At 33.4% G+C, this 25,100-nt stretch carries 31 protein-coding genes and 2 pseudogenes; 8 read left to right on the forward strand and 25 right to left on the reverse strand.

The window, feature by feature from the left end; genetic code table 11:
- Nucleotides 1-35: 35 nt before the first annotated feature.
- The 5 genes from prpB to BAQ46_RS17430 all read right to left on the reverse strand — a co-directional run bounded on the left by prpB (nucleotide 36) and on the right by BAQ46_RS17430 (nucleotide 5,470).
- The gene (gene prpB, locus BAQ46_RS17410; RefSeq protein WP_000312633.1) at nucleotides 36-944 is read right to left on the reverse strand and encodes a methylisocitrate lyase; all 909 of its coding nucleotides are present in this window, start codon (nucleotides 942-944) and stop codon (nucleotides 36-38) included.
- A gap of 18 nt (nucleotides 945-962) precedes the next feature.
- Nucleotides 963-2,399: a 2-methylcitrate dehydratase gene (gene prpD, locus BAQ46_RS17415; protein ID WP_000598131.1), complete on the reverse strand. Its 1,437-nt coding sequence runs from the start codon at nucleotides 2,397-2,399 to the stop codon at nucleotides 963-965.
- A gap of 98 nt (nucleotides 2,400-2,497) precedes the next feature.
- Entirely contained in the window at nucleotides 2,498-3,619 is a 1,122-nt protein-coding gene (mmgD, locus tag BAQ46_RS17420) for a citrate synthase (protein ID WP_061130893.1), read from the reverse strand.
- 398 nt (nucleotides 3,620-4,017) lie between these two features.
- The gene (locus BAQ46_RS17425; protein WP_071742232.1) at nucleotides 4,018-4,308 is read right to left on the reverse strand and encodes a HesB/YadR/YfhF family protein; all 291 of its coding nucleotides are present in this window, start codon (nucleotides 4,306-4,308) and stop codon (nucleotides 4,018-4,020) included.
- Nucleotides 4,292-5,470, reverse strand: a complete 1,179-nt coding sequence (locus BAQ46_RS17430) for an MFS transporter (protein WP_061130891.1) — start codon at nucleotides 5,468-5,470, stop codon at nucleotides 4,292-4,294. The genes BAQ46_RS17425 and BAQ46_RS17430 overlap by 17 nt, the downstream gene beginning before the upstream one ends.
- A gap of 238 nt (nucleotides 5,471-5,708) precedes the next feature.
- Between BAQ46_RS17430 and BAQ46_RS17435 the strand changes: the two genes are divergently transcribed.
- Entirely contained in the window at nucleotides 5,709-5,990 is a 282-nt protein-coding gene (locus BAQ46_RS17435) for a hypothetical protein (protein WP_061130890.1), read from the forward strand.
- Nucleotides 5,991-6,091: 101 nt separating this feature from the next.
- Here BAQ46_RS17435 and BAQ46_RS17440 read toward each other — a convergent pair whose 3' ends face one another.
- Complete coding sequence (locus BAQ46_RS17440; RefSeq protein WP_071742233.1) at nucleotides 6,092-8,563, reverse strand: transglycosylase domain-containing protein; 2,472 nt, start codon at nucleotides 8,561-8,563, stop codon at nucleotides 6,092-6,094.
- Between the two features lie 465 nt (nucleotides 8,564-9,028).
- On the opposite strand from BAQ46_RS17440, the gene BAQ46_RS17445 reads away from it, so the two are divergent.
- The gene (locus BAQ46_RS17445; protein ID WP_029438178.1) at nucleotides 9,029-9,238 is read left to right on the forward strand and encodes a KTSC domain-containing protein; all 210 of its coding nucleotides are present in this window, start codon (nucleotides 9,029-9,031) and stop codon (nucleotides 9,236-9,238) included.
- A 67-nt stretch (nucleotides 9,239-9,305) separates the two neighbouring features.
- Here BAQ46_RS17445 and BAQ46_RS17450 read toward each other — a convergent pair whose 3' ends face one another.
- A complete protein-coding gene (locus BAQ46_RS17450; protein ID WP_000990231.1) occupies nucleotides 9,306-9,518 on the reverse strand; it encodes a YqaE/Pmp3 family membrane protein in 213 nt (70 codons plus the stop codon).
- Nucleotides 9,519-9,744: 226 nt separating this feature from the next.
- The gene (locus tag BAQ46_RS17455; protein ID WP_001066866.1) at nucleotides 9,745-10,080 is read right to left on the reverse strand and encodes a hypothetical protein; all 336 of its coding nucleotides are present in this window, start codon (nucleotides 10,078-10,080) and stop codon (nucleotides 9,745-9,747) included.
- A 209-nt stretch (nucleotides 10,081-10,289) separates the two neighbouring features.
- Between BAQ46_RS17455 and gerPF the strand changes: the two genes are divergently transcribed.
- Nucleotides 10,290-10,505, forward strand: a complete 216-nt coding sequence (gene gerPF, locus BAQ46_RS17460; protein WP_001141565.1) for a spore germination protein GerPF — start codon at nucleotides 10,290-10,292, stop codon at nucleotides 10,503-10,505.
- A 188-nt stretch (nucleotides 10,506-10,693) separates the two neighbouring features.
- On the opposite strand, the gene BAQ46_RS17465 is transcribed toward gerPF, so the two are convergent.
- The 5 genes from BAQ46_RS17465 to BAQ46_RS17480 all read right to left on the reverse strand — a co-directional run bounded on the left by BAQ46_RS17465 (nucleotide 10,694) and on the right by BAQ46_RS17480 (nucleotide 13,620).
- On the reverse strand, nucleotides 10,694-11,029 hold the full coding sequence (locus BAQ46_RS17465; protein ID WP_001000620.1) for a YolD-like family protein: 336 nt from the start codon (nucleotides 11,027-11,029) through the stop codon (nucleotides 10,694-10,696).
- Between the two features lie 429 nt (nucleotides 11,030-11,458).
- Nucleotides 11,459-11,620 (reverse strand): hypothetical protein, encoded by a 162-nt coding sequence (locus tag BAQ46_RS30720; protein WP_169823865.1) that lies wholly within the window; start codon nucleotides 11,618-11,620, stop codon nucleotides 11,459-11,461.
- A complete protein-coding gene (locus BAQ46_RS17470; RefSeq protein ID WP_046197489.1) occupies nucleotides 11,601-11,855 on the reverse strand; it encodes a hypothetical protein in 255 nt (84 codons plus the stop codon). The genes BAQ46_RS30720 and BAQ46_RS17470 overlap by 20 nt, the downstream gene beginning before the upstream one ends.
- A 208-nt stretch (nucleotides 11,856-12,063) precedes the next feature.
- Nucleotides 12,064-12,282 (reverse strand): hypothetical protein, encoded by a 219-nt coding sequence (locus BAQ46_RS17475; RefSeq protein ID WP_071742234.1) that lies wholly within the window; start codon nucleotides 12,280-12,282, stop codon nucleotides 12,064-12,066.
- A 486-nt stretch (nucleotides 12,283-12,768) separates the two neighbouring features.
- Entirely contained in the window at nucleotides 12,769-13,620 is an 852-nt protein-coding gene (locus BAQ46_RS17480; protein ID WP_071742235.1) for a peptidylprolyl isomerase PrsA, read from the reverse strand.
- 393 nt (nucleotides 13,621-14,013) lie between these two features.
- On the opposite strand from BAQ46_RS17480, the gene BAQ46_RS17485 reads away from it, so the two are divergent.
- Complete coding sequence (locus tag BAQ46_RS17485) at nucleotides 14,014-14,208, forward strand: hypothetical protein (RefSeq protein WP_071742236.1); 195 nt, start codon at nucleotides 14,014-14,016, stop codon at nucleotides 14,206-14,208.
- 927 nt (nucleotides 14,209-15,135) lie between these two features.
- On the opposite strand, the gene BAQ46_RS17490 is transcribed toward BAQ46_RS17485, so the two are convergent.
- The 6 genes from BAQ46_RS17490 to BAQ46_RS17520 all read right to left on the reverse strand — a co-directional run bounded on the left by BAQ46_RS17490 (nucleotide 15,136) and on the right by BAQ46_RS17520 (nucleotide 19,365).
- On the reverse strand, nucleotides 15,136-15,672 hold the full coding sequence (locus BAQ46_RS17490; RefSeq protein ID WP_071742237.1) for a C1q-like domain-containing protein: 537 nt from the start codon (nucleotides 15,670-15,672) through the stop codon (nucleotides 15,136-15,138).
- Between the two features lie 244 nt (nucleotides 15,673-15,916).
- Nucleotides 15,917-16,228 carry a hypothetical protein gene (locus BAQ46_RS17500; RefSeq protein ID WP_071742238.1) on the reverse strand — a complete coding sequence of 104 codons (312 nt, stop codon included), beginning with the start codon at nucleotides 16,226-16,228 and terminating at the stop codon, nucleotides 15,917-15,919.
- Nucleotides 16,210-17,232 carry an anti-sigma factor gene (locus BAQ46_RS17505; RefSeq protein WP_071742239.1) on the reverse strand — a complete coding sequence of 341 codons (1,023 nt, stop codon included), beginning with the start codon at nucleotides 17,230-17,232 and terminating at the stop codon, nucleotides 16,210-16,212. Before BAQ46_RS17505 ends, BAQ46_RS17500 begins: the two co-directional genes overlap by 19 nt.
- Nucleotides 17,222-17,722: a sigma-70 family RNA polymerase sigma factor gene (locus tag BAQ46_RS17510; protein ID WP_071742240.1), complete on the reverse strand. Its 501-nt coding sequence runs from the start codon at nucleotides 17,720-17,722 to the stop codon at nucleotides 17,222-17,224. The genes BAQ46_RS17505 and BAQ46_RS17510 overlap by 11 nt, the downstream gene beginning before the upstream one ends.
- Nucleotides 17,723-18,338: 616 nt before the next feature.
- Nucleotides 18,339-18,590, reverse strand: coding sequence for a DUF3947 family protein (locus tag BAQ46_RS17515; protein ID WP_000500111.1), 252 nt, complete (start codon nucleotides 18,588-18,590; stop codon nucleotides 18,339-18,341).
- Nucleotides 18,591-18,966: 376 nt separating this feature from the next.
- Nucleotides 18,967-19,365 carry a CHRD domain-containing protein gene (locus BAQ46_RS17520; protein ID WP_000464534.1) on the reverse strand — a complete coding sequence of 133 codons (399 nt, stop codon included), beginning with the start codon at nucleotides 19,363-19,365 and terminating at the stop codon, nucleotides 18,967-18,969.
- 204 nt (nucleotides 19,366-19,569) lie between these two features.
- Here BAQ46_RS17520 and BAQ46_RS17525 point away from each other — a divergent pair, with 204 nt between their 5' ends.
- Nucleotides 19,570-19,707 carry a DUF3956 family protein gene (locus BAQ46_RS17525; RefSeq protein ID WP_000443219.1) on the forward strand — a complete coding sequence of 46 codons (138 nt, stop codon included), beginning with the start codon at nucleotides 19,570-19,572 and terminating at the stop codon, nucleotides 19,705-19,707.
- A gap of 123 nt (nucleotides 19,708-19,830) precedes the next feature.
- On the opposite strand, the gene BAQ46_RS17530 is transcribed toward BAQ46_RS17525, so the two are convergent.
- The 3 genes from BAQ46_RS17530 to BAQ46_RS17545 all read right to left on the reverse strand — a co-directional run bounded on the left by BAQ46_RS17530 (nucleotide 19,831) and on the right by BAQ46_RS17545 (nucleotide 21,527).
- Nucleotides 19,831-20,106 (reverse strand): hypothetical protein, encoded by a 276-nt coding sequence (locus BAQ46_RS17530; RefSeq protein ID WP_000525900.1) that lies wholly within the window; start codon nucleotides 20,104-20,106, stop codon nucleotides 19,831-19,833.
- Between the two features lie 390 nt (nucleotides 20,107-20,496).
- Nucleotides 20,497-20,850 carry a hypothetical protein gene (locus BAQ46_RS17535; RefSeq protein ID WP_076868193.1) on the reverse strand — a complete coding sequence of 118 codons (354 nt, stop codon included), beginning with the start codon at nucleotides 20,848-20,850 and terminating at the stop codon, nucleotides 20,497-20,499.
- Between the two features lie 446 nt (nucleotides 20,851-21,296).
- Complete coding sequence (locus BAQ46_RS17545) at nucleotides 21,297-21,527, reverse strand: terminase small subunit (RefSeq protein ID WP_071742241.1); 231 nt, start codon at nucleotides 21,525-21,527, stop codon at nucleotides 21,297-21,299.
- 75 nt (nucleotides 21,528-21,602) lie between these two features.
- Here BAQ46_RS17545 and BAQ46_RS17550 point away from each other — a divergent pair, with 75 nt between their 5' ends.
- The gene (locus tag BAQ46_RS17550) at nucleotides 21,603-22,211 is read left to right on the forward strand and encodes a hypothetical protein (RefSeq protein WP_071742242.1); all 609 of its coding nucleotides are present in this window, start codon (nucleotides 21,603-21,605) and stop codon (nucleotides 22,209-22,211) included.
- 234 nt (nucleotides 22,212-22,445) lie between these two features.
- Here the strand turns inward: BAQ46_RS17550 and BAQ46_RS30725 are convergent, their stop codons facing one another.
- Nucleotides 22,446-22,607 carry a hypothetical protein gene (locus BAQ46_RS30725; RefSeq protein ID WP_001972344.1) on the reverse strand — a complete coding sequence of 54 codons (162 nt, stop codon included), beginning with the start codon at nucleotides 22,605-22,607 and terminating at the stop codon, nucleotides 22,446-22,448.
- Between the two features lie 109 nt (nucleotides 22,608-22,716).
- Between BAQ46_RS30725 and BAQ46_RS31560 the strand changes: the two are divergent.
- Both BAQ46_RS31560 and BAQ46_RS17555 read left to right on the forward strand, forming a co-directional pair.
- Nucleotides 22,717-22,952: pseudogene (locus BAQ46_RS31560) on the forward strand (hypothetical protein); the annotation flags it as partial.
- Nucleotides 22,953-22,991: 39 nt separating this feature from the next.
- Nucleotides 22,992-23,096, forward strand: a pseudogene (locus tag BAQ46_RS17555) (thioredoxin domain-containing protein); the annotation flags it as partial.
- 174 nt (nucleotides 23,097-23,270) lie between these two features.
- Here BAQ46_RS17555 and BAQ46_RS17560 read toward each other — a convergent pair.
- Nucleotides 23,271-23,891 carry a replication-relaxation family protein gene (locus BAQ46_RS17560; RefSeq protein ID WP_071742243.1) on the reverse strand — a complete coding sequence of 207 codons (621 nt, stop codon included), beginning with the start codon at nucleotides 23,889-23,891 and terminating at the stop codon, nucleotides 23,271-23,273.
- Nucleotides 23,833-25,020: an FtsK/SpoIIIE domain-containing protein gene (locus BAQ46_RS17565; RefSeq protein WP_071742244.1), complete on the reverse strand. Its 1,188-nt coding sequence runs from the start codon at nucleotides 25,018-25,020 to the stop codon at nucleotides 23,833-23,835. Before BAQ46_RS17565 ends, BAQ46_RS17560 begins: the two co-directional genes overlap by 59 nt.
- Between the last annotated feature and the right edge of the window lie 80 nt (nucleotides 25,021-25,100).

Below are 25,100 nucleotides of genomic sequence, written 5' to 3' on the forward strand. Positions count from 1 at the left end.
CTAAAGATGTATTCTCATCGCCTTAGTTGTTTTATCTATTGATCCTCTGATAATACTGTTTTTGCAATTCCAGTATCTAGTTCTTCAAAGTCATGATATGAAATTGTTTCATATAACTCACTTCTCGTTTGCATATTAGAAAGTGCATCTTTTTGAGAACCAGTTTCCTTAATTAAAGTAAACACATTCTCATACGCTTTCGCTGCTACGCGAAGTGAAGTTACAGGATAAATAACCATTTGGAAGCCCATATTCGCAAATTCCTCTGCACTATAATACGGTGTTTTTCCGAATTCAGTCATATTCGCTAATAAAGGTGCATTTACCTTGCTATTAAATAGACGGAATTCCTCTTCTGATTGTAGCGCTTCTGGGAAAATTGCGTCTGCACCTGCTTTTACATATGCATTCGCTCTTTCAATTGCTTCATCTAATCCTTCTACACCACGAGCATCTGTGCGCGCTACAATATATAAGCTCGGTGCAACTTCTTTAATCGCTTTAATTTTTTGAACTAATTCTTCTGTCGTAACGAGTTTCTTACCATTTAAATGGCCACATTTCTTTGGTAATTGCTGATCTTCAATTTGGACAGCTGCTACTTTCGCTTCCACCATTTCTACAGCAGTTCTCGCTACATTTAATACACCACCAAACCCTGTATCAATGTCAACAAGAACAGGTAAATTTGTAGCTCTTACTAAATCTCTTGCTCTCTCTGCTACTTCAGTAGACGTTACGATTCCTAAATCCGGTAGCCCTTTACTTGCAGTATAAGCAGCTCCCGATAAATAAAGAGCTGAAAAACCTGTATTTTTCGCAACAAGAGCTGCCATTGCATCATGAGCACCTGGAATCTGTAAAATTTCATTTGCTTCTACTAAAGCTCGGAAGCGATTCGCAAGCTCTTCTTGTGTTGACTGTTTATCCACAACCCAAGCCATTCTAGATTCCCCCTATTATTAAATTAAGAATAGATCTACAAATTCATTTACATTCATATTTTCTAGTTTCTCTTCATTTAAACAAGCTTCATGAATTTGTTCTTGTTGCTTACTAGAATAATGACCTGCCATATTTGCAGTGAATTTTTGAACAACTTTTGGAATTGCTTCGTCTCTACGGAAACGGTGACCAAGTGGATATTCACATTCCACATTTTCTGTTACAGTTCCATCTTTGAAATGAACTTGAACAGCGTTGGCGATTGAGCGCTTGTTCGGGTCAAGGTAATCTAAACTGTACTGTTTATTTTCAACAACAACCATCTTATTACGTAATTCATCTACACGTGGATCATTTGCTACTGCATCCTCATAATCATCCGCAACGATATCCCCTTTTAATAAACCAATTGCCGTAATGTATTGTAAGCAATGATCACGATCCGCTGGGTTATTTAATGGACCTTCTTTATCAATAATACGAATTGCTGATTCGTGCGTTGTAATTGTAATACGGTCAATCTCATCTAATTTCCCTTTAATTTCTGGATGTAATTTCACAGCACATTCTGCAGCTGTTTGTGCATGGAATTCTGCTGGATATGAAACTTTAAATAATACATTTTCCATTACATAAGAATCTAATGGTCTTGCTAATTTTAATTCTTGTTTATTGAATAATACATCTTGGAATCCCCATCCTGGTGCAGATAATGCTGTAGGGTAACCCATTTCACCTTTTAGAGCAGTCATTGCAAGATGAACACCGCGGCTCGTTGCATCACCTGCTGCCCATGATTTACGTGATCCCGTATTTGGAGCATGACGATATGTACGAAGACTAGAATTATCAATCCATGCATGTGATAATGCATTAAAGATTTCTTCACGTGTTCCGCCAAGCATTTTCGCAACTACAGCAGTTGTTGCTACTTTTACATATAATACGTGGTCAAGGCCAACGCGGTTTAAGCTGTTTTCTAAAGCAAGTACACCTTGAATTTCATGTGCTTTAATCATCATTTCTAATACTTCACGTACTTTTAACGGTTCTTTTCCTTCTGAAATACGAACACGGCTAATATAATCTGCCACAGCTAAAATTCCGCCTAAGTTATCAGATGGATGTCCCCACTCTGCTGCAAGCCAAGTATCGTTATAGTCTAACCAACGGATCATACAGCCGATATTAAATGCACCTTTCACTGGATCAAGTACATATGACGTACCTGGTACACGTGTACCATTTGGCACGATTGTTCCTGGTACAACTGGTCCTAATAATTTCGTACATTCTGGATATTGTAATGCTAAAATTCCGCATCCAAGTGTATCAAGTAATACGTAACGAGCAGTACTGAATGCTTCTGCACTTGTTACCTCTTTATTTAATACATAATCCGTAATCTCTTCTAATAATGCATCTTTTTGTTTAATTTCATTTGTTTTAATCATGCTATCCTTCCCTTTCTGTCGAAAATTCGTTATTATTAATGATGGGTGTCGGTCAAACACCCATCTGGCGGGCGGTGCTAACAACTCCCCAGTTGTTCTTATTTACTAAGCACATGTCGCTCGCCAATATAATTTACACGTGGACGGAACAAACGATTGTTCGCATGTTGCTCAATAACGTGCGCACATAGTCCTACTGTTCTAGAGCTAAAGAAGATTGGCGTGTATAGTTGAATTGGAATACCAAGCATCCAATATACTGGAGCTGCATAATAATCAAGGTTTGGATAAATTCCTTTTTCCTTCTCCATAATCTTCTCTCCAGCTTCACACATTTCATATAGTGTATAATCACTTTTTACATCACATAACTGTTTTAAAGCTTCCTTCATCATCAGTGCTCTTGGGTCCATCTTCTTCATATATACACGGTGTCCAAAGCCCATAATTTTTTCTTTGTTATATAGTTTCTTCTGTAATAACTCTTCAAACTTTTCAACATTACCAGCTTCTAAAAGCATGTACATAACCGCTTCGTTCGCACCGCCATGTAAGCTACCTTTTAAAGATGCAACCGCACCTGTTAAAGCACCATATAAGTCGGATTGCGTAGATGCAATAACGCGCGCTGTAAATGTAGAGTTTGGCATTTCATGTTCACTATATAAAACAAGGGAACGATCAAAGATCTTCTCCTCAAGTTCAGTTGGTTTTTTACCTGTTAACATATAGAAGAAATTCGCGCTATATGATAATTCCTTAAGTGGCTCAATTGGCTCTTCATTATTTAAAATATGATAGCTATTCGCTACTATGTTTGGTACTTTACTCAATAATTTGTATCCGCGGCTTTTGTTTACTTCTAACGAGCGGTTTTCAATATCATTATCGTAACCAGCTAATGCGGACACACCTGTACGCAATCCATCCATAGGGTGCGTTTCTTTCGGTAATGCCTTCAGTACGTTGAATACACCTTCTGGTACCGCGTATTCTTCTTTTAATTTCTTTTCAAGTGTTGCTTTTTCATCTGCATTCGGTAGATGTTCTTCCAATAAAAGGTGCACAATGTCTAAGTACTCTTTTGTTTTTGAGAGTTCGATTAAATCATACCCTTGAATTACAATTTCACCTTTCACTGTGTCAAGAAACGAAATCTTCGTCTCCGCTGCCACTACACCATCTAATCCCGGGGAAAATTTTTCTTCAGCTTTCATCATTATTTCCTCCAATCCTAATAGATCTTCGTGCACATAACTGTAAGCCTTTACAATATTGCGAAACTACATTTCTATTTCAATGTATCAGAGTTTTTAGAAGATTTCAATTTATTTTATAATGATAAGTTTCCTACACTTTTACCGATGTAACAATACAATTTTTTAAAAATAATTTTCATATTTTATAAAGAAAGGACAGACTTCTCCTTATTTATCTTTAAAACAAAATATAAAGTTAATTCATATAATCCAGTTAAATATATACCTACTTTACAATTTCTTTTACTAAATAAAAAAACGAGCTGTATTCATATACAGCCCGTTTTTTGCATTATATTTATTTCACTATTCTCTAAATATAATTTCCATATAAAATTTATTTATTTTTAATAAAGTTATTATTTTACGTAATTAAATTGAATTTCTTCTATTTCCTCATGATAACTTACAACTAAATCATAATTTTGAAAGTACCAAAGATCATCAACATCTACAAAAAATAAAATGCCTTCTTTCTCAACTGACACGATTTTCCCATCTGGTTTCTCTGCAACAATCCCTAAAGAATAACCAGGCTGAATTGAACTATTCCCTCCGTACCTTACAGTAAAACGTACAGATTCACCGTGCTTTATACGTAATTCTTCCTCGAACCATTGTAGAGCTTTACGATCAATTGAAATTCTCATCTTTATTCCCCCCCAGTTTATGCAAACTCTTTTTTCCTAATCGTTGTTTTACAAAGAAGACGAAAATAATTAAGGCTATTAATGCTGAAATTGCACTCCCTGAAAATAAAATACGATAACCAAACATTTGTGAAACAACTCCAAGTAAAATAGCACCTAACCCGATTCCTAAATCAAACGCTGTAAAAAATGAAGCGTTCGCAACTCCTCTTTTACTCGGATCGACAATTGTAAGCATTGCCGCTTGCAATGCTGGCTGTGCTGAACCGAATCCAACACCATATAATGTAGCTGCGATAACTACACCTATTAAATCATTTGAAATCGTTAATACAACTATTGCAATAATAGTAATGCATAGTGCCGGAAGTATGATAAATACTTCTCCATACTTATCTAATAGTTTTCCTGAAATTGGCCTTACAATCGTTAAAGCAATTGCATATACAAGAAAGAATGTCCCAGGATTCACATCAATTGACGATGCAAATAGCGGTAAAAACGTCGTAATCCCTCCATATGCAAATGATAAAAAGAATACAACTATCGTAATGGATAGAACAGATTTTTCAAACAGTTGCATTTTCCCTTTTTCTTTTTGTGGTGTGAATGGCATTTTCGCCATTAACGATAATAGGACTGCCATAAAGGATAAAAGAGTTGCTAACAAGAATAGGCCGTGAAATGAATAATTTTGTACAACCGATAATCCAATCATTGGACCGATTGCCATTGCAATCGTCATAGCCATTCCATACCACCCCATACCTTCACCACGTCGAGAATCTGGAATAATATCAGTTATCGCTGTTCCAACAGCTGTTGTAGAAACAGCCCATGTTACTCCGTGAATAACACGTAAAACAGCCAAAAGGACAATAGTCGTCGCTAAATGATAAGAGTACATCGTTAACCCAAAAAAGATGAGTCCGAAAATAATGAAGGATCTTCTACCATATTGATCCAACATCCCTCCAATAATCGGTCGTATTACAACTGCCGCTATTGTAAACATTCCCATCATGAGTCCAACTTGTGATTCATTGCCACCTATCTCTTTAATAAAGAGCGGGAGTGTTGGAACAAGTAAATAAAATGCTGTAAATAAAAATAACATTGCGAAAGTCATTTGAATAAATGATTTCGTCCATAATCGTTCCATTAAAATTCCTCCATAAACACGTATGTTATTGCAATTAACACCTCCATTTTACATTTTCTTCGTGCCTTTGCCTTCCGTAAATAGACGTATCTTTTTATAATAAATGGTCCATCATCATTTTAAATTGGTCTTACAACTTTATACGTATGTTTTAGCCTAAAGTCCTATCTAACTGTACCTTTATATGTGTGAAAAGAATATACTACTTTATTATTGCAACTTAGGAGTGAATATTTTTATGTGGGTATCATCAAGAGTAACTGCCGTAGTTCCTTCGACTCCTGGGATACACGTTCCCGCCGTTCATACAGCTAGTTCCGATGTCGGTATTGAACTTCCCGCAACTTGGCAACACTATCAAATTCCCGGTCAAATTACCCCCTCATTTTGGCATCATGGCGCACATCCAAGTAGTACCACCTTTCAAAACCACAGTTATCCTCCGTTACCTCAATCTCAAGTTTTTTATCATTTTCCTTCAATTTATTTTCAAAATTTCTATGGTACTTTTAATATTTAAAATACATTGTCTCATAGCTACTGCATTTAAAAGAAAAAAGCACTTAAGATTGTAATGTCTACAAATCTTAAGTGCTTTTTAATAATTTTCATAAAATTTTCTTATTGTCCATTATTAGCAGGGGCCTCTCCTGCATTACCGCCAGTTTCTGGTTGTGTGGTCGCTGGTGGAGTTGTATTTCCTTGGCCTCCTCCATTATTTGCTGGAGGGGTTGTATTTCCTTGACCTCCTCCGTTATTTGCTGGAGGGGTTGTATTTCCTTGACCTCCTCCGTTATTTGCTGGAGGGGTTGTATTTCCTTGGCCTCCCCCGTTATTTGCTGGAGGGGTCGTTCCTTGACCATTCCCATTATTTTGTTCATTTTGTTTCTTTTCTTCTTCTTGTTTCTTTTGCTCTTCTAGTTTCTTTTGTTCTTCCTGCTTCTTCAGTTCCTCTTGTTTCTTTTCTTCTTCTTGTTTTTTAAGTTCTTCTTGTTTTTTTAATTCTTCTTGCTTTTTCTCTTCTTCAGTTTTTTGCTGTTGATCTTGTTTTGGTTTTTCCGTTGTATCCGGTACGCTCGTATTTGGAGAAGAATCACGTTTTTCACCTTTTATACGTAACTCACTGCCTTCTTGAATTACACTACTTGGCATTTTAAAGCGTGATTTATCCGTAGCCATTTCACTCATCATTTCTTTAAAGATCAGTTGTGCAATTTTCGTATTTTTACTACTAATATACTCGTCTTTACCATCTTTCATATATCCAGTCCATACTGCCATCGTATACTGCGGTGTATAACCTGCAAACCAACTATCACGAGTTGCACTTTCTGGAATGTTAAATTTCGCTAATTGTTTTGAATCATAGTTTGTTGTACCCGTTTTACCAGCAACATCTAAAGAACTAATATTTGCCGCTGTACCAGTACCTGATATCACTACTGAGCGCAGCATATCAGTAATCATATATGCTGTAGAGTCAGCTATAACTTGTTTTGGTTTTTGTCCAAAACTTTGTGACTTTCCGTCTGGATAAACTACTTTCGTAACAAAATGCGGTTTTGCATACTTACCACCATTACCAAATGTCGCATAAGCACCCGCTATTTCAGTTGGTGATACTTCGTTTGTACCAATAGCTGTAGATTCTGTTGGCGCTTTTTTAAATGTAATACCTAATTTCTCAGAGAATTCCTTTGATTTATTAAGTCCTACTTCTTTTGCAGTTTTAACTGCTGGAACGTTACGTGACATTTTTAACGCCTCACGCATAGTAATTGGACCTAAATGACTTCTGTCTGCATTTCGAAGTTCTTGTCCAGTTGAATATTTAAATGGAGAATCATCAATTTGATGATACGTAGCCCATTTTAAGTATTCAATTGCAGGACCGTAATCAAAGATTGGCTTCATCGTCGAACCAGCTGCACGATCTAATTCAATGGCCATATTATGCCCTTTAAATACGGCTTTATTTTCACCGCGCCCACTACCTATAGCACGAACTTCTCCTGTTTTCGTATCCATAAATGTGAAAGCACCTTGGAATTTATCATTTGGATAATTAATAATATTTGTATTTAAAATATTGTCAGCTAATTTCTGTGCTTTTGGATCCAAAGTTGTATGAATTTCTAAACCATCAGAGCCAATATTAGCATCGGGCAATTCTTTTTCTACTTCTTTCACAACTGCATCCATAAATGCAGGGTATGGCATTGCTTGAAGTTGAGTTGCAGGCTTGAGTCCCTTTTCTACGTCAACTTTTGATGCTTCTTCCATTTCCTGTTTTGTTATATATCCATGTCGATTCATTAATTTTAGTACAACATTTCTTCTTTCTGTTGCCCTTTGAACATTTTCTTTTTTCGTTGGATCATAGTTATTCGGTGCTTTCGGTAAACCTGCAAGCATCGCAACTTCTGGTAATGTTAACTCCTTCAATTCTTTACCATAATAGTTTTGTGCTGCTGTTGCGATACCATATGAACGATTACCTAAGTTAATTTTATTTAAATACATTTCTAAAATTTCATGTTTTGAATATTGTTGTTCTAGTTTATACGCTAAATATATTTCCTGAACTTTACGTTTTGATGTTTTTTCCATCGATAAGAAGTAATTTTTAATAACCTGTTGCGTTATTGTACTTCCACCTTGTGAACCGTAATCTCCTTTAAGACTCACCAAAACAGCACGGGCAGTACCTTTAAAGTCTACTCCGCTATGCTCGTAAAAACGTGCATCCTCTGTTGCTAAAAATGCATTTTCTACTAATTTAGGAATTTGATCATACGTAACATTCGTCCGCTTTTCTTTCCCGTATTCATATACCAAATCGCCATTTTTATCATAAATTTTTGAGGATAACGGATTAACAAGTTTTGCTTTCTCAAGTTTTGGTGCATCCTTAATCATTACAAAAAAGGTAGCAACTCCCCCCACTAAACCAACAATACCAAGTAATAAACAAGTAATTAAAAACTTGCGAAAGAACGATGTTTTACCTTTTGGTTTTTGTGTTTTAGAAGCTGGCTGTTTTTTCTTTTTAACTTGTCGTCGCTCCTCTCGAGAACGATAATTTTCTGACATGTTACTTTCTCCTGCCTTTCAATTCTCCCGTTGATTTACTTAAAAATATTGAGGTCACTTTCTAAAATGAATTAAATTAAGAAAGTATATCGACCTGGAGCATTCAATATTTTCCTAATTCACAGATTATAAATTTTAGAATGCTTGTTACACAAAGTATTTTCACTTCTATTTTTCTAATAATGCTGCCCCTTTAAGCATAGAATGTAAAAAGTGAATTTTTAATACCTCGTATAAATAATATACCTTTTTTTCAAATGGTCAATATTTTCTTATTTATAAATCAAAGGTGAAATAAAAATAGCACAACGATATGTACTTCGTGTGAACTTCCTTATAATTACGTATAACGAACATTTAATATATTGCATATAAGTATAATACCTCTTTAATTATAAAGATTTCAACATCACAACCTCAACATCTATAAGATATTATTAAAAATGAAAAGTGAGGAGTTGCGTAATGATGGAGTTATCTCCCGTGATTTCCAAAACTATAGTTGCTGTTGGATATAATCCTTTTTCTATGATTTTACGCATTCAATTAAAGAATGGAATGTATGATTTCTTTAACGTTCCTGAAAACATTTACACCGGTTTATTAAACGCACACTCTAAAACGAATTATCACAATACTTATATTAAAAATTCTTACCGCTACACTAAAATTTAAACTTAACTAGAATGAAAAAAGAAAGGAGGTAGTCCCCCTTTCTTTTTTAAATCATTTCACAACTCAGCTATCTTCTGTTCTTTTTATTTATTTCATCATATGCTTGAATTTGTTTTTTTAAACGCCGATCTGCTTTTTTATCATGTACAACTAATATCGCATGAATAACACCTGGAACCCAAAATATTAATGTTAATATGAAATTAATTACTGCTTGAAATGGTTTTCCGCAAAATAATACGGCTACAGGTGGAAGAAGAATTGCCAACAAATACATCATCTCTTGAAAACTCCTTGTTTTGTATTTTTCTCTCTCCATACACTATAAAAACCAGTAACTTTTACATTTCCGATATTTTTATTACCCACTAATAACTGTTCTACCATATCCTACATCTTAATAAAACTATATTTATGTTTACAGTGAGATTCGTCTAAAAATTTTTCAAACCATTTTTTCAACATAGAACTGTTCACCTCTATGAAAGAATCTTCCTCTTGCCTTATTACATACTTTTACTTAAATACTCAATCTCATGTTGTAACTTTTTAAATTGTTCAAAATGCATAGTGATAGATTGACTGTTTCCATACTCAGCACTATGCTTCACCAATAAAACACCCGTGTCATGAAAAAACGCGTCAAGCTCTTTTCTAATGGATACTTTCATTATATGCGCTGTTTTAATAGCCGATAAAATTGCAATTTCATTAAACTTTAATTTTATTTCCTTTGGACAAAATGCTTCTTCCACCAATATAACTTCATTGCTATAAATAAGTGCAACAAGATTACTTGACTTTGCATCTGTTAAATCTACTTTTTTTATAACATTATTCATTACATTTTGCCTCCTTTGTTTTCATATATGATAATTATACAATTTCCATTTTTAATTACGTAACCTTACATTCAGTGTAACACACTTTTATTATAGGATTAAGCTACACTTCAAACCTTTTATTATTCCGCAATTTTCGTTAGATGAACCCTTTGGACTATAAGACCATATAGTAGTGTTAACAAATGATTGTAAAGTGGGTGAGAACTATGCCCTCAGTTGTAGGGAATTTAGTTGTACAAAATAGTAACGGTTCATTTAATTTAGGTGATTTCTATAACGTTTCTCCAAAAGAAAACACGAAGGCTTATAATGGATCTGGTGCTTCCAACGTTGGTTTTGTTGTTAATACTTTTAATGGTGTGAGTGCGACTAATACGTTTGATTCTGACCTTGCGGATCAAAACCAAGTCGGTACAGCTTAACCCTATTTTTTCATCGTTCTGTTTAAGAATTTTTAATTTGTCCATACTATAATCAGGCTGTTATACAGCTATTGTTGATTTTTGGAGTACCCTATCTTTTTCTCCCTTTCCCTGGGGCTTAGCAGCTAGTATGAAGCTAGCTGCTTTTCCGTTTCATTTTTTCTGTTTCACATCTAACATAGCTTACTTTACGCTATTTCAATAATATCCGTGGTATTAAATACGTAAGTTTTATAAAACGCGTCAGTACACATTACAATGCGCTTTAGCGGATTTATATGTACAACTGTCATGTAGCTTGTAAGTATGTATCCATCTTCAAAATATGTCACCAATATTTCTTTCTCAGACAATAATGACATTAATAATTTATCAGAAATTCCCTCTTTTGCTTCTTTTGTTAAAAATGGTTTTTGTACTTTAAATTTCTCCCCAATAACCTTTCGCATACTTAATAACTGTTCCGACATTACTGTAAATGGAACCCATTCTCTTTTTGCTCTTTGCATCTTTACATCATTCATTTCTCTATCTCCTCGATTATTTATCCATTCTATTTCAAACATATTGCGCTTCGATTATTCTTTAATAATTGCTCGGCTCATATTTCCCCCGCATGAACAGGTAAGAAATCTCCCACCTCAAAACTCAAGACATACAAGGAAAGTAAGTCGAAGATCAACTTCCCGTAAACAGCCGATTGGTGAAAATGTAATTAGTGGATGATGAACACCCACTAATTACATTTTCACTTTATTTCTAAATCGTATACTATCTACACATACAAGAACATTCGTTCTAATTATACACGAACCTACGTTCTTTCGAGAAGGAATTTATTTTTTCTTCATCAAATGATCCTTTTTCCCATTTAATAGGAAGTTCACGTATCAACTAAAAAACGACTTCACTTAAAGAGAAGTCGTTTTTTCTAATCACCTATATTTCTATATTTATTTTTCTATCCTGACAAGTGTTCTTTCTGGAATACGAATCTCATCTATATTAAAATGATTTATTTTTAATTTTAATTCTCCCAATCGTTCCTTATCTTCATTACCAACCCAACAACTGAATAATTCAAAATAGTCCCCATCATTTAAATAACCTTCCATAATCGTGCATAAAGCTATTAGCTTTTTTCTTCTCCCTTTCAGTTTGCCACTCAACAAGTTCAATGCCCCAACTCGTTGAAACTTCATATGTATAACTTGTTTGAAATTGAAACTCTTGTACAATTTCAAGCATACTTTCATCTGAAAAACATGGCGCAAAAACAATTACATCATTAGAATCTGGATCCGTTAATGGAATTTCTACATTACACCCTATATAACTTGCTAAACTCATCTTTACTCCTCCAATATTCACATAAAAATAACTTATATGAACATTTATCTACCCAAATATAAAATCCCTGCCTAAATTCAAAAAATCTATGAGATTTATAAAGAATCAAAACTCGTTCCTTATGAATTTCTATGAAAAGAGAGCAATTTAAACACTCTCTTTTCGTACATACTACATAAAACTATTCATTAATAATTCACTCTAATTACTAAATATATTTTGGTTGTACTATTATATGTAATTCCCTCTCTGTTACTGCTTTTTTGGGGTTCCGAAAATACTCTAATTCGTATTTTAATACTTCATAGTCAACCATCCCGATCTTAATCCCTTTCGTTTCTTTTAAAATTGCTAATAAGTTATTTATATCTTCATCATACGATTCAAAAATTTCCCCTCCGTCTTCTCTTTGAAAAATTACTTTCACATTTTCTCCCCCTACATCATTTATTTATCTATCCAATAATTCATTCTTCACCTTAAAATTTCATACGAAAAAGAACATCCATCTTAATAGAATGCTCTGCTTTTCACTTCATTTAACGTCAATATATTTCAATCTTATTGTATGTTTCATTCTGCAAATTATGTTTATCCACTTCTATAAAGTGAAACTTTAATCCACTCAAGCTTTGTTCATTCCTGACTAATAATTAGCTTACGCAAATCTTACTGCCTACAAATAATGGGCTAAAATTAATTAATTCGTTTTATATTTAATGAGATGAAACAAAACATTATAATATCAACATTCTATGAAGTGATGATTAACCTACTTCAAAATAATTACATAAATTTCCATTGTAATTCTTAATATTTATATGTAATATTGTATTGTCTTACTATCTATTTATAACTCACACACTAACTAGAAAAGGGAACCTTTAAAGGTTCCCTTTTCTAATTACAGTCATTATTTCTTTTCTAGAAATTCAAATGTATTTTTAAACTCTTTATCATTCACCTTAATATCAGCATCTTTCAATAATTCATTGACTACTTGTTGTTTCCATTTACCTGTCGTGTCTTGTAGTCTTTGCTGTTCTATATCTTTACGAATTGAATCTTTTACTTCATCAAATGGCTTTAATTCTTTTTTATCTGTCACTTTAATAATATGGTAACCGTAAGTTGTTTTTACTGGTTCACTTACTTGTCCTGCATCTAATTTATATGCAGCTTCCTCAAATTCTTTTACTGTTTGCCCTGGAGCAAAACCAGTTATTTCCCCGCCCTGTTCTTTTGAACCAGTATCCTCTGAGTATTGCTTCGCTAAAGCCGCAAAATCTTCTCCGTTATTTACTTTCTCTTTCACTTCTTTAGCAGTCTTTTCATCTTTTACTAAAATGTGACTTACCTTCATTTCTGGTTTATAGTTATCTTTTACATCTTTTTCTGTAACAGTCGCTTTAATCGCTTTCTCAAATGCAATTTCTGGCTTCATTTTTTCTTTTAATTCATCTTCATTTTTCAATCCAAGTTGTTCTAAAGTCGCTTTAAAGTTCTCACCCATTTTATCTTTTGCTTCTTCTACTTTCTTTTTTGCTTCCTTATCTGAAACTTTATATTTATCGAGCAACGCCTTACTTAACACCATTTGGTATAAAGTACTTTCCCCATATTTTTGTCTTAATTCTTTACTTAACTCTTTCTCTGTAACATTTCCTACTTTTGATGTTACTACGTTGTCTGAGGAGCCACATGCGGATAATGCCAGTACTACGCATGAAATAATTGTTCCTAAAAATAGCTTTTTCTTTTTCAATTCAAAATACCTCACTTTTATTATTATATAAGAATAACTATACAGTGTTGTTGTGTATACAATGTGTTTTCTAGATGTAATTCATTTCATTTGAATAAACTATGTATCAGTAAAGGGACTCTTTACGTATTCATAACACATGTAACTACCTATAGTTACATGCTCTTCTAGTATCCAATTATTTTATCCAATATGTACCGCATTTTTCGCTCTGCCCACACATGTAAAAATTTTGATTCATTAATATTCCCTTAATAATTTATACATTCAGGCTCTGCATAGTAGTGAACTTTATATCATTATCAACTAAAGATTCATATTATACTAATATGCCTTTATAATCTAAACAAAAAACGCAGTATACGATAATACTGCATCATAGGAGCTGATTTCATGGAGAAAAAACCTATTGTTTTCAAAGTCCCACCAAATTCAAAATTAAAAGTTACATTTTTCGGTCCTTGTAACGAAGTAATTACAAATATTTCTATAATTAATCAACTTTCCACACCTAAATGTCAAACTATTACACAATATCCAAACTATACGAAATATGAAACTGAAGTACGATTATTATCGAGTTGTTAATCCATTCTATACAAAATCCTTACAATTTGGTTAACTACAAAACCTTATTAATAGACTAAAATTACTCATTTCATGATATTTCATTGACAATTTATTGATTTTTCACACATTTACATCGACCGAACATATATTATCGTATGGAGATTATCCACTCATAAAACCTATCTTTCTTTAGAGCGTACTTTTTATGTATGCTCTTTTTTTATTTATCCCTTATTCTGTACATATAAATCTAATCACTTTTATATTTCACGTCGGGTAAATCGACCTGCCCTTTATAAATAATCTAGTCAAGGTGTCCCCCATAATACTTCTTTATTTATTAGACATTCACTACTCTATTAAATTCGTATATCCATTCAAGCACCATTCATCTAATATATTTTCCTTCTAAATTCACCAAAGATGTATTAAAATTCTTTATATACTCAAGGAGGTCAAATATGTTCAAGTTGCATCCCATACTACTCATCTTAAGATTTATTTTATTTTTATATAGTGTACTTGCCTTCATGTTATTCCTTTCCATACAATAGTAATACCTGCACAAACCGATGTTAAATATGTAATTTCTATATAGTAATGAAAAAGCCTTTAATTATACAGACATAAATTAAGATGTCTTTTTATACCGTTAGGCAACTAGCAAATGTAACGCCAAAGAACTTTTAAAACCTTGTTACTTACTCTTTTTATTACCTGCAGAAGATTTAATACTTAAAATAAGATAGCCCTTTCAACATCAAAACTGTAAAAAATAATTTTTAAAATTCACCTTTCATCATTACATCTTTAGCATGTGAAATTTTCATGAAACAAACTATATTTAATCGATTCACTTGTATATTTTAAATAAACAATAATAATCCCCCACCATTCGGTACAGGGGATTAACTAGACCTACTGAAAAGTATTTTATTCTCTTCGTTATTTAATTGGAGAAGGGAATCTTGCTGCTTCAAAATGTGAGCCGTCTTCCGAAGTACTTAAAACTCCGTCTATGCTACTTTGTGCATAAACCTCAACTCGATCTCCTTCATGCAATTGAATAATCGTCGAAACACTTACTACATTTCCAAAACCTATTGGACCAAAAAAGTCATTATCTATAGCAATTGCTGCATTGCCATTCACACGAATTTCTACCCGTGCTCTATAATTTAAACTTGGATCGTTAGGAAAGAAACCAATCGTTCCAATAAAAGAATATACTCCTTTAGTCTTCGGTATAAAAATAGATGTTTCTGGATTATACTCATTCGCTAAATCAAATTGTTCATTTTGGAATAACACTTTCACAAAAGTATTAGCAGGAACATTTTGATCCACAGTATTTCTAGCTCTAAATGCTGATGCCCTAACAAGACTATCCCTGTTGTCATTACACTTACTATTGTTCTTACAACAGTTATGCTGTTTCTTTTTATATTCTTTACAATACTTACAGTAGTAATAGCAAGACATACTCGTTCCCCTTTCATGCTTATTACTCCATATTATGTAAAAGAGATTCACAATGTTTGGACGAACTATTGTTTTCCCCCTATACTTGTCGCCTATTTATATACACGTAAGCGGAAGACATTTCAATAACAAAACAACCTAGTAGTATAGTGATCTCTATTCAAATTTGATAAATCCCTTTCCTTTCTATTTTACTTTTTATGCATAAAAAAGAACGAACTTACATTCGTCCTTTCACACATTTTTATGGTCCAAAGCTTATCATCCAACCTAACATAAATCCAAATATAGAAAACAATAGCATAAAAAGATATAAACTACATGCCCACAATGCATATTTCCGACTTTTTCTTTTTGTGATCATTCCTATGACTGAGCATACCAATCCAATACCAACTATTTGCAGAAAACCTTTACCTATAAATGTTTCTTGTATAAGCAATATAATGTTCAAATATAATAACGCCAGAAAGGCAATAATTAATGAAATAGTCCCCATCCACGTTTCCTGTATATAAATATGATTCTTTCTTTTTTTTAAGAATGCCAATTCCATAACCTCACTTCACCTACTTTCAATTTTCTAACTTTTTCGTGGCTCATTAATTTTTCAACTTCTGCTTTAGGTCCTGTTACAACTGCCCCATATGTTTTTACCCCATTTTTTTCAAGGAAAGAAATACGCTTTGACAACTCTAATACTTTCGCTCTAGATAGCTTCACTGCTAAATTTTCATGCTTTTGTAATGACTTTAACACATCAATAAATTGTTCCTCATGAGGTGAATCACTCACAAAAGCACCACTTGGTCTTGAAATCATATCTGCTGGAAAGCCAATCGGAGCAACATACATACCCTCGTCATTCGTTTGCTTCTCCTCTAACCCTGTATTAACGGCATACCAGACGATATCAATAGTGGGAAACATATTCGTTACCTCTTGTACACTCAACAATTCTCTAAAAGATATAAATGCTTCTACAACAGATTCTTGCGGAAGACCCTTTAATACTTGCGCTTCTTCACTACTATTATAGGATGAATTATAATTATTAGGATGAGACAATACCTCGTTATCTATATATGGGACTTCCGGAATTTTTTCATCTGTTGTATATTCACGGCTAACTTTCGTTGCTCTACTAAATATATAATCTGTTTTCTCTTCCCCTATTCGAATATCTTTCTTCCCTACCCTTTTATACAACTCAAAATGCAATTGTAAACTAAGCGGTAACAATGTTTGCTCCATGTCCCTATCTTTCAAAAATACATTTGGTTCTGTTACACTTAATGTTTGATTTACTACATTCCGTATCTCCATTGCGTTTGTAGGTGCAAATACATAGTATGCGAGAGTAGATATATATAATATAGGTTGAATAAGTAATAAAAAAGTAAATACAATTAAAACATTCGTAATACGCGCTCTTTTTTTCCCTATTTTCATCACTTGCTCCTGTTTTCCATTAGAAAGTGCATCCGGCCTTTGATGAAGAGCTTCTTGTAACAATTCTTTATAATCATCTTGTTCAGAATGAGGTTTATCATTTGTCATTTTGACTCTTTTCCTCCTTTAACAATTCTTTTAATCTCTTTCTCCCGCGAAACATGTGACTTTTATACGTGTTTAACTTTAAATCTAATACAGAAGCACCCTCTTCGTACGTTAATTGATGTACGTCACATAATAAAATAGCTTGCGCCTCTACCACTGGTAAAGTATGAATAATCTGAATTAATTTTTCATAACTATTTTTTGCGACTACATACTCTTCTGTAGATTCACCTGCTTGAATTGTTTCTAATTCCTCCGTTCCTACAAAAGCTACTTTTTTCTCTTTCCTAACAAAATCAATAAAGGTATGATATGCCACTTTAAAAAGCCATGATTTCACCTTTTGGTTTTCATAGTCTTCTAGATAAAGAAACGCCCGATAAAAAGTCTCCTGCATCAAGTCCTCCGCTACATGATGGCTACGAGAAAGGGAAAATAAATACCGGTACACATCGTTTATATAAACTTTATATATTTCTTCAATCTCCATCCCCCTCCTCCTTTCATATATAACACGAATAAACAAATTAAAAAGTTGCATTATTTTTCCTTTTTATTCATAAAAAATATTCATACATTTCAATAACTATTTACAATTATAAACAAAACATAAGATGTTATGGCTATAAATATACTTCAAAATGGGGAAAAACGGTCCGGATGTTCTCCTGCTCTTGTAAATTGATAGTCATAGGACAATCTTCCTGTACGATATAACCACAGATAGGATTTCGTTGCTACCTCTCGTCCTGGTTCGCGTTAGTAAATGTTCATGTATCTTTTCATATAGTGCCGCTATCCATCATTTTTCATGATAAGATAATTCTCATTCTTTCTTCGATCGACGATATTTTCTTACCCAAAAACAACTTGTAGAGTATGTACAAAGATTATCTCATCAGCTATTTACAAATTGTAGATGGAACTATTTGACGCTTACATATACACTCACCCCCCTCAATTATTTCCGCTATTTGCGGATACCTCAAAATTCGGCATCTGTGATAAAGGTAGGTGGGAGCTGGGTTTCCCGTATATATCCAATTGGTAATGGTTAGGTTAATAATCGGTTTGGGATTCCTGCTCCTATTCATAAAATTTTCAGCTTATAGATTGAAGACAGTTCCATATGGAATCGTAAGAAAAGAACTTCCATACGGTGTGATTTGATGCACTGGATAAAAATACTCCATGGATGAATAATACGGCTGGATACCTTGTTGTTGCATTTGCATTTGTTGTTGCATTTGTAACGCTTGTTGAACAGCTTGAACTGTACTTTGTGCTCCGCTAAACGTTATTGATGTACCATATGCTGGTCGCATACCCGCTTGAGAATAAAAATACGAATAAAACATTTTTTTCAGCTCACTTTCATATAAGTTATTACAAATTATGTTATGATTCTTTATTTCAGTGGGTGCTGAAAGTTAGTCTATTAGCTTTGATTAGGTTTAAAAATTTCTATTCTCTCTTACCCTTTCATATTTCATTTACAAAGTTTATCTCCTAATACTAATTTAATTTTCGGAGGGGCATTTCATTTACAAGTTTTCGATAATTATTTTACAAACTAAAAAGGTAAAAAATTCACTATTTCTAATTCCATTCGATTACCTTCAAAACTATACAAATGAATTTTTAAGATTATTAAAGGTAAATTATCTATCTATACATCCTCCACAAAATAAAAGCACCCTAAACGGATGCTTTATTTTTCACTACTATAATTTCTTAGCAATAATTCAATTGTCCACGAATTTCACCATTAGGATGTTGTACTGTATGAACATTAATATAAATGTTTCCAGATATGATTTCATTTACAAGAGTAGCTAATGTTTGACCCGCTAACGGCCCAACCAAATCTTCTTGAGTAATTATTCCCGTAAGCGTTGCACACTCTATTGAAACCGGATTTGTTATAGGTCCAAATAAAAAAGCTACAACAGGACCATTAGTTCCTTTTGCTCCAATATGCAGATGGGCAACTACTACATCCTCTATATCAAATAAATCCAACTTAAATTTTAGGCTAAGCTCGTCCTGGCTTAATTTAAAGAAAGCCTCCCCTCGAGCGTCTGTTTCTACTGGTGGAACTTCATTTCTACCACGTAGCTTTGCAAAAAACATATCTATCACTCCTATGCTTTTATATACTACTAATATATTCATACCCTTTATATAAGGTGATAAAGAAGCAGTTGTTAGACCAATAAAAATTCATTTTATATGATAGATTAATTTATCAATTTTATAAAATTCATTAATTTAACTATAACGTTATTTAAATTTAATTCATATATTGTAGTAGATTACTAGAAGGGAGGTGTAAATATGGAAAGTTGTGTTTTGTTCGTTAATGGACAACCTCTTTTAGTGGTATCAGTTGCTGGAATCGAAATTGCTAGATTAGAACTTTCTCTTCAAGTAGCATTGACTTTAATAGCATTAGGAATTCCAATCTGTGCATAAAAGTTAGGCATTTATAAAAAGAGGGCTTAAGCCCTCTTTTTTATTTTTACCTTTCCTTCACAACAAAAAAAGACGCCATTAAAATCACGGCATCACGTACAATAATTGTGATTTGTTTTATCATTACTTCACTAGCAACCCTAATTCATGTAGAATTTCTGAGAACGAATAGCCATATGCAAAACCTATAATACGAATCCCTGGGGTCCATCTATGTTCTAAATTTTCATTGTATGTTTTCTTATAATACTTTAATTCAGAATCTATATTATATTTGTCGTTAATAATTACTTCCTCACTATGAAATCCATCTATTTCAATCTGAACAGCTACGTACTCTGCTCCCTCAATTAAGGCTTTAATATAACACTTTTCTAATTCCTCTAATGTCATCCCCATTATTAACCTCCTATCATAATGGGCGTTTTGTTCGATAAAAAAGAACATCTGGATCAGTAAATACGAAGATATACAAAAGGTAATCTCATTGAGTATTCAATAGTTTATAAGCTGTTTGCTTGTCCCGCAACATATTATATGATTTTTATATAAAAATAGTTCATCCAAAAAAGTAAAAATTAACATTTATTATTTTAAAAGATAGTTACAATCTTATTTTTTAAGCTAGTCTATCAATCGCTCCCTTGTGTTAAAAGAAGCAACTAATTATATTTATGAGTTTAAAAACAGTCACAAATTATCTATATCACGCTCTAATCTTATTTTCTTAACCTCATTAAATTCCTTTACAAATTAAAAAAGTAGCTGTTACGCTACTTTACATTCATTTTATCCCCAAGAGAAATGATAAATATATTCTCCCGTTACATTTTGATTAATCCCAGTAATTCTAGCAAACCTCATTAAGTCTGCCCCTTGAAGAAAATACATCGCAAGCATTACTGGTACTTGCGACCACATAAATTGATAAAAATCCTCGACTCTTTCGTTTGTTGAAACAATTAAATCATTTACAGGCCCTTGATTCCATACAGAAGTACTAACTGAACGAAACGGAAGATCTTTCCCATTAACCACTATTCGTGCCATACTTTGAGTTATGTCCACAACAATTCCCTCCATCATTACAAAAATCGGACCTGTGTATTTACTCCTATGGTTATAAATATTCTTGACTTTCATAAATGACTAAGGCAAACCTCTATTTTTCACTTCTATTCAAATGAATTTATTACAGTAAAAACACAAATAAAATTTTAGTATTACTCTCCCTCAACTTCCGTATTATTTAGATCATTTATACCCTTGTTCGCTTTTACAATCCGGTATGCAAAATTACATATCTTATTATCTCAATATCACTTTATTAACTACAATTTGATAGAAATTCATTTGTATCACCTGATAAATCAGCGTTTGTAATTTAATTCCTTATTTGAAATTCCCCCCTTTTATTTTTAAACACTATATCCGAATAATTATATTGGAATTTCTTGTTGTATACACATCTATCTTTTTCATGTATTATATACGAGAAGAGTAAGGTAAGAGTTACTCTTTGCCATTTTAGGAAAGGTCCTGTTGGAAACAACAGGACCTTTTTTCGTATTAGTAAAAGCAATCTTGATTTACTCATTTAACCCACTCATTACTTCCCAAAATATAGTTTCAACCATTTTTGCTTTAAGCTCTCTGACCTGAAATGCTATACGTTCTCTTCTAAGTAATCGACTACTCGTACTATGCGTGCTTCTCTTTACATACCTAACTTTCCGTACAGCTTGTTTCCCTTTAAAGTATTTCACATAATACAAACAAAAGAGCCGTTCTTGTTCCGTCAACTCTTCATCATCTAGCATCTCGTTCACCGCCTTCAAAATGCAGGATTTCCCTTTCCACTATCGAATTAGTAATGTTCGGAAAGGGGGTGTAACATGGCGGAAATTAAGGTAGGACTTACACAATTTTTAGACTTTACACTGAAAAGTAGTGCAGCTAAAACAAATTTTGTAAAGAATTTTAAATCTCAACCTGAATATCACCCAGTTTTTGATTACTGGAAACAATTACGAGAAACTGTTATTAAATTTCATAAAAACAAACTAGCTTTTGACTGTTTTGAAACATTAGTACAAACTGTTGACCAGAAGAAAAAGCAAAACTACATTGATGTTATAAAGCAGTATAAAAAATTTATTAAAAACAAAGACGTCTCTTGGTTTGATCCAGGTAAATCACATTGGTTATCACATAATTTAATCGTCCGCTCATCACCTGAACTTGGTTTGCTCATTAATGATGAGCCACATCTTATTAAACTGTTTTTCAAAGGAAAAAAAGAGCGAATTGATAAATATAACATCAACTCAACATTAACATTATTAAACGAATCAACATTTTCGAATGAACATAACAATGTGAATTATACGGTCCTTAATATTCAAAAGAACAAAATGTATACGAATAACTCTATTAATAATGATCATGTAATAGCTCTTGAATCAGAAGCTCACCAGCTTTGTTATTTATGGAATAAGATATAAAGGGTGTAGGAATCTCTTTATATGTCTTGTTCATGCGTAATTTAGGAACATTTTTCACAAACTACATTCATTTCGTTTAATGGAAGCTCACCTTCTTGTTTCTCACAAACAATGCAGGGTGGGCATTTTAAAAAATTAATTTCTTTACCCATTTCAACATCCTAGTTACCCCCTTTGAAAAAATAATGTAATACTGTCTTTCTATCACATCTACATTCCCCCTGACTTCTACCGCTAAATACTTCCTAACATGTTCTTACGATTCCTTTCTCGCTCCATATCATGTTTTTCTTTCACTCTATACAGTGCCGCAATTTCCCTTCTTGTTAGCCTTGCTTCTTTTACCTGCATTACTTTATTTAGGTGTAATTGTTGCTGGAACTCCGCTAACGCCACTTAATCTCTTCTCTCACAACACCTCATAAAAATATATGTGGAAAAGAACTTTATAGCAATGGCTATCATGAATACAATTTACCTTATTAATAAATAGTAGCCTTACAATTTCAGAAGTTTGACACAGCTCACGAAAAAGCTTATAAAGAAAAGTGAGGTTCCTAATATTCATTTCTAGATTTAAGATGCATATAAGACTAGGACATAAGAAGTAGAATCACACTGGATATCTACTCATATGTACCAGGACTTCAAGAAACTGCGGTGGATCAATTTGCTAACGAATTTTCCGAAAAGAAAGGTTCTCGTTATAAGTTTTCCTTTCACAGCAAATACACCAACTAAATAACCAAAAATATTGATAGTGAAAAAGGAGAAACTAACATGAAAGAAATCAAATCTGAACAGGAATTTAAAGACATCATCGCAAGCGAGGAGCCAGTAGTTGTTAAGTTCTTTACTACATGGTGCCCAGATTGCGTGCGGGTGAAGTAGTACGAATTATGTATGATTATGCAACGTTAATAAGCGTTAATATATAGGGGTTTAGAGGGCATATCAGCGACCATTTCCCTCTTGCCATTACTAAGAAGTATTCGTTTAGTTTGCATTTTTGTTTGCAGTTTGGTTTGCAGTTTGGTTTGCAAACTTGTTAGCACTTTTTTATATTTCTTCAATTACATACACCCTCGCAAACACATCATATTTAGTAGCTAACTCTTCTAGTTTCTTTTCTCTATATTTCGTCACTGTAAAAAAATGAATCACTGGCACTTTCCCGTTATGTTTCTGTTTATAAATTTGCGTAAGTTCTTCGTATTTTTTTATCTTCTCTTCATTCACTTTCATTTTCTGTGAGCGATCTACTTCAACTGCATGGAGTATTCCTTCTTCATCGCGAAACTTCACATCCGGTACAATTTTCTTTTTCTCTTTATTCTTTATATAACGTATATCCGTTTCAATCTGCCAATCGTCTGGACAAAACAAGTGTAACCACGCTTCATTCCGTAATAATGCATGAGCTAGTTTTCCTCTCGATACAACCTTGCCATCATCACCGAACATGGCATGCCCTTCTTTATTGAGATAATACACGTATTCTTTCCCTTGCATCGTTTTACTCACGTATGTTTTTAAATCTCCCATAATACGGTTTGCATTTCGAATACCACCCATATCGTGCACACTCATCAAATGCCTTCTTGTTGCAAACTGAAGCTTTCTAATCGTCGCAAGTATCGCCATCTGACGGTTGATTTTCATGTGGCTCTGGATGTTCATGCTTTTTCACCTCATATTTTTTTAGATGCTTCCACATCATTTCATCGCTAATATAAGGAACTTGAATTTCAGTGAGCCGATCTGTTTTAAAAATCGCACGCCCTGGAATACTCTGTATCGATTCTAATCCAGGTTCATCAATTACTACTTCGGATGCAGTTTTTGTCGGTAAACGAAAGCCTAATTTTGCATCTGCATTTTGTTTTACTTGACGCGGTAATGTATCTCCAGTTGGGTACTGTGTACAAAAGATAAGTCTGAAACCAAGTGCCCCACCTATGCGCGCAATATAGGAGAGTCTTTGTTGGCATAATCCTAATAATTTTCTATGCTGTTCCTTCATGCTTCTATCTGGGCATAATTCAGCACCTTCATCTACGATTACAAAGAACCGTTCTTTCTCTTTTGTTTCCACGACATTCGTGTATCTGTTTTCTTTCATGTATTTCAATTTCTCTTCCATCTTCTTTAAAATGTTTTCCAATACTACGAATGCTTGCACAGGCGTTTCAGCCACCTGTTCTACTTGCTGCAAATTTTTATATGGACCGAACTCTAATCCACCTTTCAAATCGATAATATACAGATGCGTGTGGTTAGGCTGTGCTGTAATAAGAGAGGTAACGACATTTTTCAAGAAGACCGTCTTTCCCATTCTTGTTAATCCACCTAAGGTCATATGTGGTGTTTTATCAAAATCATGATAAATAAGTTTTTCCAAGCTCTGCCCCATTGGCACGCGCCATTTCCCTTTCTTCACTAATTCAGTTGACCAATACCACTCCTCCGGTATTTCCCGATGGAATACACGGATATTCAATTTATAATTATCGTACTCAATGCGTACTGGCTTATTTAACCCTTCTGAAACTACATCCTCAACCTTCTGTATAATTTTACTCGGCATGCCTAACGGTAAAGTATATACATAAGTCGTGCTACGATCATCATCGATTTGTATTTGGAATTTTGGATATTGTAATTTTTCTTCATTATTTCTTTTAATCGCAATACCAGCTACCTCAAAAAACACCTGTATTTTTTTCTTATCATCATTTTTACTTTCGAACTTTTCACCGAATAATGCCACAGTCAAACCTGCAATCGGAACGAGTAATAATTCAATCATTTTCTCCACTCCCCATATACCCTTTATAAGGGTATATATCCCTTATTTTTGGAAGACTCCCGTACGTGCTATATGTTAAC

The organism is Bacillus paranthracis (assembly GCF_001883995.1).
Lineage (GTDB): Bacteria > Bacillota > Bacilli > Bacillales > Bacillaceae_G > Bacillus_A > Bacillus_A paranthracis.